We start from the raw sequence: 10,345 nt of genomic DNA on the forward strand, positions 1-10,345 counted from the left end.
ACTGGGCGTTCAGATCGGGACTATCATGAAACGCATCTGCACGGTGGCATGGGCGCTGGTCGGCTTGTGCGCCGCCGCGATCTGGCCCAATCTTCAAAACCCGGAAATGGCATTCGGACTGGCAACTCGGTCCTACCTGCCGGACGGCCTGACCGGTCTGATGCTCGCGTCGATGATGGCCGCAGGTATGAGCACAACAGATGCCATCATGGTGTCGGGGGCAGCCATCTTTTCGCGCAACCTCTACGCACGGCACGTGTGTCGGACGGGATCGGACGAGCATTATCTCCGTGCGGCTCGCCTGACAGGTGTTTTTCTGGTGTGTGCCGGCCTGGGAGCGGCCTTCTGGCTGGGAACCGTGACGAAGGCGATCGAGTTCTGGTGGAAGATCACCGCGTTCATCGGGCCGACCTTTCTGCTGGGAATGTTTCTGCGGCGCGGCAACAGTTGGGGAGCCTGGGCCTGCGTGGTCACCTCGGCGTTGGTATGGTGGCTTACAGAGCACGATGCGATCGTCTCGGCGAGCGACCACCGCTGGGACACTGTCTGGTATCAAGCATCTTTGTACCTGCCCGCCGGAATCGCCGCTTATATTATTGTTAGTTACATGACCCCGCCAGAGGACGAAGCTAAGCTGAATCGTTTCTTTGCCCGGTTGAACACTCCGGTAGGCCAGGAAGAAGTTCTGATCGCGGCCGGCATGGAACCGAATTCCGAAGAGATTCTGCCGGGAGCGAACACGCGAGCCGACGCCAAGGTCGAGCAACGCCCTTCGCTTTCCGCAGGGGGAACGTCTACATGAGACCGGCACGAACTGGAGGGCTTGCTCTGCTGCTTGTGGTGGGCCCCGTCTCGATCGAAGGTCTGGGTGGAGAGAGTTGGGCTGAAACGAGCGGCTCAGCGGGAGTTCCGGCAGCCGTCCGCCTTGGCGAGAAGGTCAGCCGGCTTGGAGCGATCAATGTGCCGCGCGAGGATCTGAATCAGTTCATCGACTTGGGTTTCGATCTCATTGCCCGCGTTCGTCTCGGCCAGGCATCCAATGAGACACAGCAAGATATCCACGCCATGCTGAAAGCGCGGGGCATCGAGTACTTCGATGTAGGTTTGGCCAGCACTCGCCTCTCCGACCTCGACCGGATCCCGCCTGATCGCAAATTGTTGAAGCGCGGACCGGGACAAAACAAGTATGTCAACCAGGATTGCGTCTGCGCAGGTTGGGATGAGCCCTACCGGTTCCAGGGACAGAAACTGTTTCGAAAGCTCGCCGGGGAATCGGTAGACGGCATTATTCTTGAGGATTTCCTGAATCGTGCGTTGTGCTACTGCGACGGCTGCGAGAAGGATTACCGACATGACACCGGTGCGGCCGGTTTTCCGGTGCAGGTCCACCCGACCCCCCACTACGAAGACACAGCCTCGTTCGATCAAAGCTTGATCGCGTGGGACCAACAACGAACCGCACGGCATTTGGGCATTCTCAGCGAGCCGGTTCATCAGGCGGGTAAGAAACTTGCCGTGGCAGGAGTCTCGCGATGGATCATCGGACCGCAGGCAGCTCAACAGGTCGATTACGTGATGTTCTACACCTACTACGCCGGTCGCCGGCTCCCTCCCAATTTCACGCGTAACTGGAAGTACTGGCACGATCATCTGATCCCGAACAATCTCTGGATTGTATTCGGCTACTTCCGCGAGTACTACACCTGCCATACCCGCTTGATGGTCGCGAACCTCCCGGATGGCGTGAATCTGGCCTTCTGGGCTTGCCAACGGCAGGCCGTGGATGCGTCCACGCGCGAGGACCCGCTGTACGCACGCGACGTGGCGTCGACACATCTCGTGCCGATCCGAATAGGGGTGTTCGACTCGCAACCGACCCGCGCCTTCCGCGGAAAGGAGGGCGATCTATGGCGTGAACAACACGTCGATAAGGTCGTTGTCGGCCTCGAGCGGCTGGGCTTTGACGCAACACCGATTTCAGTTCTCGACAATCTGGATGAGCTGGAATTGCTCTACCTTGAGGATGTGGAATGCCTCAGTATCGCGGACATCAATCGGATCAGAGAAGCGCGGATCCCCGTTCTGGTCACCGGGCTGACGGGCGCCAGGGATGAAAAAGGCCGCCTATGGGAAGATGCCGACGTGGATCTCGTCGGGAACAACGCCAAGGACCTGCTCCTTCGTCTTCCCTCACCGGTGACGCTGAGCTCAAGGCGTTTGAACATCGAGACCCAGCGATTGTCCCTGGAGCACCCCTGGTTCGAGTTCATGTTCGAGACGTATTCTCCGAAGCGCGGCGACCTTGCTCGTCCCCGTCCTTATACCGATGCCTCGCTCTATCACGGCGTCAGGAAGTACCAAATATCGCTTATCCCAAGCCGCGTCTATGGAGAGTTTCTGGGCCATGCGGTCGTCGCGCGGCACGCCGGCCGGCCGTTGGCTTTCAGCAGCGAGACCCGGGAACCCATGATCGTTCATGATCCAAACGCCCGCCAGGTGTACTCATCGGTGCGTTTCTCGGACTACGTGAATACAAATGACCTGACCGAATGCGGATTCGGCTACGAGATGCGGCAGTTCTGTTTCCTCCAGATCATCGATGCGTTGACGCTGGAAAAGAGAGGTGTGACGATCGACCCTTATCTTATGACGGCGGTTCGCCGGTCAAAGAAGGGGTTTTTCCTGACCATCGGCAATATCCATGATGAACCGCGAACAGCGACGGTCACACTGGCGCAGGCCCCAAAGGGTGTCAGGATCAATCACCAGCCTTATGACAAATGGACTGGACGCAGGATTCCCTTGCCGCCGATCGGAGCAAAGGATGCGATGCAGGTGTATATCGATGGTCCTTGATCGCGGGTGTGTCCGCGCCGATGTAGCCGCCGACTCCTCCGCTGCAGAACGGCGGCGCAGTACCCGGGAGAGTGCTCGTAGCGGACGCAAGCAATTGATCTTGGCGCAAGAACAACTTGTGAACGGCTGTTCATTAGACAACAAGTGGAGTGGTAGTACGTGAACTATCGAGAACAGACTCACCCCGATGCCATTGAGCCAAGAGGTTCGGCCTCGTATGCACCGCCTTCGATCGCGGGTGTGAATCACGTTGCGGCCGTCGAGAAAAACCCAGACACGCTATCTTGCCGTGAGAACACGCCCAAGCGGCAATCCTACGAACTGCACATCATCTGTCAGACTCATTGGGACCGTGAATGGCGGCTGCCCTTCCAGCAGACCAGGTTGATGCTGGTGGATATGATGGATCACTTGCTGGAAGCAATGAACCGTGATCCCGCCCTGCGTTACTTTCATCTGGATGGACAAACCATTCTGCTGGAGGATTACCTGGAACTTCGCCCAGAGAAACACGCCGTGCTCGCGGACCTGGTTGCCAAGGGTCGCCTGCTGATCGGCCCGTGGTACACCCTGCCTGAGGAAAACCTCGTCTACGGAGAGTGTCTGGTGCGCAACCTGCTCATGGGGCATAAATTGGGCCGGAGATTCAACGGCATCATGAAGGTCGGTTTTACGCCGACTTCATACGGTCAGATCGCCCAGATGCCCCAGATCTACAAGGGCTTCGGGATAGACACCATTTTGTTCCATCGGGGCGTCCCCGCCCACGAGGTCGATGTAGAGTATCTGTGGGAAGGCAGCGACGGTAGCCGGCTTCTGGCTCTTCGCCCCCCCCTCGGCGGACGCTTCAATTTTACCTGTCTGGTCACCAGTCCGCTCTTCGCTTCGCCCGATCGCAACCCGGACACCTGTATTCCCTACAACGAGATCCCGCTGGACGAGCTCTCTCACAGTATCTGCGTCAAGGGGAACGGGAGCGACATCTACTACTCCTCACGAATCCCGAGCAACTGGGACAAGGAGGCGCTGCGCCAAGCTATCCAACGGTTGAGAGAGATGGCCTGCAGGAAATCCAGAACACCTTGCCTTTACTGCGGCGAGGGCCACGACTGGATGGAGCTGAATCCCATGCTGCCGGCGCTGGTGGCTGAAATTGAATCGCTTCTTGAAGACGATAAGGTGATGATCAGCTCGCTTCCCGACCTCTTTGCAGGGATTCGGTCAACCCTTGTCAACCCCATTGTGCTCAAAGGGGAAATGCGGTCCACCCAGAAGGATGAATCCGGCGCCCGCCTGTATGCGAGTACTCTATCCAGTCGCATGCCACTCAAGCAGGCGAATCGCAGAGCCGAAGACGCGATCATTCGCTGGGCCGAGCCGTTCGCCGCCATTGCATGGTCCATGGGAGCGCCCTACCCGTACAGCGCCCTCGGAAAAGCATGGCAGTACCTTCTCGCCAATCACGCTCATGACAGTATCTCTGGGACTGGCACCGATCAGGTGCATGGCGACGTGATGTCCCGGTTCACCCAGTGTGAGCTGGTGGCCGGTGAACTGACCCGGCGTTCGCTGAGCCGCATCGTCTCGAACATCGACGACCCGACGTTGAACGAAGGTGATGTATTGCTGACGGTTTTCAATCCGCTGCCCTACCCCAGAGACGAGGTGCTGTGCCTGGACCTTGATCTTCCGGAAGCAGACGAGTCCGGCTTTCAGCTTGTCGACGCACGAAGCCGGAATGTGCCTTACCATGCGGACCCGCCGGATAGAATCGTCCATACGGTCCATCAAACGCACAGCTTTCCCTATCGATTCAGTGTTCGCCGGCACCGCTTGTGGCTCCGTGCCGAGGCGATTCCAGCCCTGGGCTATGTGACGTACTTCGCCCGGGAGGACTCGCACAAGCGCCCGCCGAAGGCGAGCAAGGCGGATACCGACCACGTCGAGGTCAAGAATCCCAATTCGATGGAGAACCACTCCGTGGCCGTGCAAATTCATGCCGACGGATCGCTCACGATCCAAGACAAACGCACGGGACGCTGCTATGAGAGTCTTCATGTTTACGAGGACGACGCCGAGATCGGCGACGCATATGAGCACCGGTCACCTCCACAAGACAAGACGATAACCAGCCTCCACGGTGAAGCTAGAATCGAGTTGGTGCACCATAATCCGTTGACGGCTTCATTCGTCGTGGGCACGAGTCTGAGCATTCCTGAATGTGCAGCCCAAGACAAGATGGCCCGCTCCCGTCGATGCATATCCTGCGACATCGTCTCGACAATAACGCTTACTGCCGGCTCGCCTCTCGTACAGATCGTCACTCGGGTAAACAACACAGCCCGCGACCATCGGCTCCGCGTGCTTTTTCCGACCCACCTGCGCACCAACGAATGCTGGGCAGAAACCCCGTTTGATGTTCAAAAACGCGCCGTCGCCCGGCCCGCGGTGAAGGATTGGCTGGAGCCGCCTTGCGCCACTCAGCCTCAATTGGGCTTCGTCGACGTATCCGACGGAGATGCGGGGCTGGCCGTTTTCAACCATGGACTGCCGGAGTACGAAATCATCGAGGACGGCCGGAACACTATTGCCATCACGCTCTTGAGATGCTTCACCCACGAGACGAGAGTCACCCGGACCGATGACCCCGACCAGATCGGGGCCCAGTGTCCGGGCCAACACGAATTCCGGTATGCCATCTTTCCTCACGAGGGTGACTGGCGGAGGGGCAAGGTCTTCCGGCAAGCATATCTGTATCGCCACCGCCCTAAAGTGGTCCAGAGTTGGTGCCCTGTCGGAAAACATCGCTGTGCACGGATGCTGCCGCTGCAGAACAGCTTTCTCGAGATTGTGTCCGAAGACCTTGTGCTCAGCGCGGTCAAGCGTTCCGAAAACGGCCGTCTTCTGATCGTCAGGTGTTTCAATCCGACGGAGGATCCCGTCGAAGGTGAGCTGCGCGTCTATCGTGATCTGTCTAATGCCTGGCACCTGGATCTTGAGGAAAACGTACTCGGTAAATGTCCGCTGAAAGACGAGCGATCAGTGCGTATCCTCGCAGGACCGAAGAAGATAGTCACCATGGGACTTGAATTGGCGTGATGACCGTCTCCGGAAAGCAGGCGCAACAGGCTGGAGCGACAATAAAGGAATGCTCGCCATGCTTCTTCGATCGCCCACGGTGACAAGCACATACCCTGGTCACTGCCGCACCATCATGACTGGGAGAGCTGTATGCCACAACTGTCTCGGTCTCGCGTTTGTGGCCGCCGTTCTTATCGGTGCAGTTACCATCACCACGGCTGCGGCTGACCAGCCCCCTTTGCACCCGTCCGACACTCAACCAGCCGAGCAGGCAACCGTCGGCCTGGTTCCGCCGGTTAGCCAGGTGCAAAACGGTTCAGGCCGCCTGGTCGTCACAGGTCGGGTGACAATCCTTCTCCCCGCCGTCGACGATGCCGTCACCAGTTACGCGGCAAGGTGCCTTGGTGAAGAGCTTAATCGCCTCTTCGGCCTGCAAACGGTTACCGTTCGCCAGCCACATCGTATCTCGGATGACGAGATCTGCGCGATCATCAGCGATCAATCCTCCTCGTCATCGCCTCTTGAAAACATGTTTTGCAGTCTCCCTGTGCCGAAGGCGGACGGCTATCTGCTGGGGGTGAGACCGGACGAGAAAAGAGCCGTTGTCCACGGATTCGGTGGTAACGGGGTCATTCGCGGCGTCTTCGCACTGGCCGGACTGCTGTCCGCCGACGGCGGCGAGGCGACCTGGCCCGAAGTGCTCATCTCTGACACTCCCGACATTCCAATCCGGTTCACACGAGATATATTCTTGAACAAGCAGGCGACCGCGGAGATGACACAGGAGCAGGCGCTGATCTGCGAACTGGACTGGTGGGCCAGATGGGGCCTGAATCACGCATTGATCCCCTCCGGACTAACCAAGGGCCAGGAAGAACAGGATCGGCTCGTTCGATGGTATGTCGAGGAGGCCCATCGACGAGGCATGAAAGCAGGGGCCAACCCGGGTGGTCGCTCCCTCTGCCCTAGCAACCCGGCAGAAATGGAGTCGTATCTATCGCGGGTGCGTCATCTCCTGGGCCTGGGCTGCGACTTCCTCCTGATCCTTTTCGATGACCTTCCACGCGCTCGCCTTGGCGGCCATTGTGATCGCTGCGTCCGGGCCTTTGGTGGAAGCCTCGCCGCCGAGCAGCGCCATATTCTGGAATCGGTGTGCAATCTCCTTCCGACCACCCGATCTGATCTCCCGCTCTTCTGGTGCCCTACCTACTACAGCCTGGGGATGACCGGCTACATTGGGGGGCCGGAAGGACCGGACGAGTACTTCACGGACCTGGGCGGATCCGCTCGCGTTTGCCGGGCCTTCATGTTCCACTGCGCGTTTGATCATGAATTCAACGCTTATCTGGACGGCAAGGGACTCAAGAACCGGATCTGGTGGTACAACGGCATCAGAACCGATTACTACATGGTCAGCCGGGCATTCGACAGTTGCGACATGTGGGGGCCGCCGCTCCGCATCCCGGGCTTAAAGGATTTCCAAAGCTTCTTTTCGCGTTTTGAGAACGGCTGGCTCATGCCCTCGTTTGCCCCCACCGATCGTTCGCTGCATCCCTGCGTTGCGCCGCTTGTGACCGCCGGTCGCGACGAAGGCGGGCGAACAATAATCCCAAAGGCCTCTCTGGACGAACTGGCCTATCTTGGCGAGCGGATGCAGGGATTGTACCTATGCAGCGCCACCGCGCCGTACCACATCGCCCTTGCCGGGGTTTTTGCAGCCCACCCATCCCGTTTCGACCAGCAGCTCGCCCGGGCAGCCATCGCCGATGCGATGTTTTCGCCCGGAGCGTCACCGCATGTGCTCGCGTGGCAGACCGCTTATGCGCGGGCTCAGATGGTTCTGGCTCGGAAACAGGGGTGTCCGCTGACCCCCGAAGGAAATGCGGAAATCATTGCCTTGACCGGCGAGATGGAATCCGGCGAGAAGGCCCTCCGGGATTGCCTCGCCCGACGGAAATCGGCTCTGCCTGCCTCGGTGGCTGCTGCATTGCTGGATGAGATGATCGCTTGGCGGCTCAAGGTGCTCTCGCTCGCCGCCCCCTATCCTCCAGCCCGGCCGCCTTGAGGCGCCGCCGTGGTCATGGGTCGGCCTCGTCTGGCTGACGTCAGGGATGGCCTCCAATAATATCCAATGACCATTGAGAAAGGGAAACAACATGATCGCTGTCGCCGCCAGACTTCGTTGTCCTGTTCAGCTTTTCTCATCCGGCTGTGTTCGGCTCACAGGCACGACGATCCTGCTCATCGCTGCTTCATGCGCCGGTCCATCGTCCGTTGCCGACCGAGGCCCCTTCACGATCGTCATGCTTCCGGACACGCAGCGCTACAGCGAGAGCCGCCCCGATCTGTTTTTCGTCCAGACTGACTGGATCAGGAAGAACCGTGATAAGGAGAACATCGTCTTCGTGACACACGTGGGCGATCTGGTTCAGAACCGCAGCAAGAAGCCGTCAGAATGGAAGACCGCCGACGAGGCGATGGCTGTCCTCGATGGCGTCGTGCCGTATGGTGTGGCCATCGGCAACCACGACTACGACAGCGACGATGGCGTGAAAAAGGGCGTCGCCACCATGTACTTGCAGTACTTCAATCCAGAGCAACGGTTCAAAGGCCGGCCGGGTTACGGCGGCGCCTCACCGAACGGCCTGAATTCGTATCACCTACTGTCGGCCGGCGGGATCGACCTGATCATGCTTTTCCTCGAGGTCGAGGCGCCTGATGACGCACTGGCATGGGCAAGCAGCGTGCTCGAGAAGTATCCCACGTGCGCCGCCATCGTCAGCATCCACACCTACATGAAACACAGTGGGCGTGACGGCGGACGCGAAACAAAACGCGAATACCGCAAGGACGGGAACGCCGGCGAGGACATCTGGCAGAAGTTCATTCGCCGCCAACCACAGGTGTTCATGGTGCTGTGCGGGCACGTGGGTGGCCTCTGCGAGTACCGGCAGACCTCGCGCAATGATGCCGGCGCCGACGTCCTCGAGATGCTTGCCGATTACCAGAAACGCGAGAACGGCGGCGACGGATGGCTGCGGCTCATCCGATTCGTACCGCTCAACCGTGAGATCCAGGTGCGGACGTACTCGCCCGCGTTGAACAAGTTTGAAACCGATGAGGACAGTCAGTTTGTCGTGCCGCTGGTGCTGCCGGATCAGTGCCTGCCCAAACCGGCTGCCGTCGCGCTTGCCGGTTGAAGCCGACGAAAGGGAGAACATATGTATCCGTACACGAAGAGCACGCATTCCGGGGCGCATTTGCGTCTGTTCGCGTCTGTCCTGTTTGCTCTGGCGATCTCGGTTGCCGGTTGCGCCGGTCCGAAGACCGGCCTCGATCATGGTGCGTTCACCATCGTGATGCTGCCCGATACGCAGATCTACAGCAAGGCCTATCCTGACCTGTTCTACGCCCAGACGCGCTGGATCAGGGCGAATCGCGACCGCGAGAACATCAAGTGTGTCACCCACGTCGGCGACATCGTCAACGATTGCGTCAAAGACCCCGAGCAATGGGACGTCGCCGACAAGGCCATGGCAGTACTCGATGGCGTGGTTCCCTACGGCGTGGCCATCGGCAACCACGACTACGAAGGCCGGTCGAGCGCCGTCGCGTTCGTCAAATACTTCGGGCCCGATCGCTATAAGGGCCGACCCTGGTACCGTGGCGCCTCCGAGAACAAGCTGAGCTCCTGCCAGTTGTTCTCGGGTGGCGGCGTCGATTTCGTGATTCTTCACCTGGAAATCGATGTTCCTGATCCAACGATCGAATGGGCGATCGACGTCTTGAGGATGTACCCGGACCGCGCCGCCATCGTCTCGACACACGCCTATCTCAAGGGACGCGACGGGGTCGCACGAAATACCAAGCCGGCATATGACAAACGCGGCAATTCGGGCGAGGAGGTGTGGGATAAACTGATCCGTCGCAATCCGCAGATCTTCATGGTTCTCTGCGGTCATGAGGGCCGCACGGAGGAATACCACCAGATATCGAAGAATGATGCCGGTAACAGGGTCGTGGAGATGCTGGCCGACTATCAGAAGCGAAGTAACGGCGGCGAAGGCTGGCTCCGACTGATCCGATTCGTACCATCCTCCCGCCAGATACAGGTCCGCACCTACTCGCCCGCGCTAGGCCAGTTTGAGACCGATTCGAACAGCCAGTTCACCGTTCCGTGGGATCTGCCGGACATGTGCCGCAGGAACAGCAGGCTACCGTTGGCTGTCGGTGGTTGACCACTGCAGAAGTCGCTGCTGCTATCCAGGACACACCTTTCGGGTGTTGACCAAACGGTCCGCTGGGCTCCTGAAAACAGCATCAGGCTTGCCTTCGCCGTCGAACGCGTGAATGGGTGTCGGCGCCGGTCTGAACATGCTGTAAATCCGCCGGTTTGATGATGCGGTGA

Annotated in this window: 6 protein-coding genes; all 6 read left to right on the forward strand. The window is 59.2% G+C overall.

Annotated features, from left to right (window positions below; translation table 11 throughout):
* A partial coding sequence (locus tag PLL20_20175; GenBank protein ID HPD32318.1) for a hypothetical protein occupies positions 1–802 on the forward strand: 802 nt, incomplete at its 5' end.
* Positions 799–2,856, forward strand: coding sequence for a hypothetical protein (locus PLL20_20180; protein HPD32319.1), 2,058 nt, complete (start codon positions 799–801; stop codon positions 2,854–2,856). The genes PLL20_20175 and PLL20_20180, both read left to right, overlap by 4 nt.
* A 159-nt stretch (positions 2,857–3,015) precedes the next feature.
* Positions 3,016–5,955 carry a glycoside hydrolase family 38 C-terminal domain-containing protein gene (locus tag PLL20_20185; protein HPD32320.1) on the forward strand — a complete coding sequence of 980 codons (2,940 nt, stop codon included), beginning with the start codon at positions 3,016–3,018 and terminating at the stop codon, positions 5,953–5,955.
* Positions 5,956–6,070: 115 nt separating this feature from the next.
* Positions 6,071–8,002 carry a glycoside hydrolase family 20 zincin-like fold domain-containing protein gene (locus PLL20_20190; GenBank protein ID HPD32321.1) on the forward strand — a complete coding sequence of 644 codons (1,932 nt, stop codon included), beginning with the start codon at positions 6,071–6,073 and terminating at the stop codon, positions 8,000–8,002.
* Between the two features lie 91 nt (positions 8,003–8,093).
* Positions 8,094–9,137 carry a metallophosphoesterase gene (locus PLL20_20195; protein HPD32322.1) on the forward strand — a complete coding sequence of 348 codons (1,044 nt, stop codon included), beginning with the start codon at positions 8,094–8,096 and terminating at the stop codon, positions 9,135–9,137.
* A gap of 21 nt (positions 9,138–9,158) precedes the next feature.
* A complete protein-coding gene (locus PLL20_20200; GenBank protein HPD32323.1) occupies positions 9,159–10,175 on the forward strand; it encodes a metallophosphoesterase in 1,017 nt (338 codons plus the stop codon).
* Positions 10,176–10,345: the final 170 nt, after the last annotated feature.

Source organism: Phycisphaerae bacterium, assembly GCA_035384605.1.
GTDB lineage: Bacteria > Planctomycetota > Phycisphaerae > UBA1845 > PWPN01 > JAUCQB01.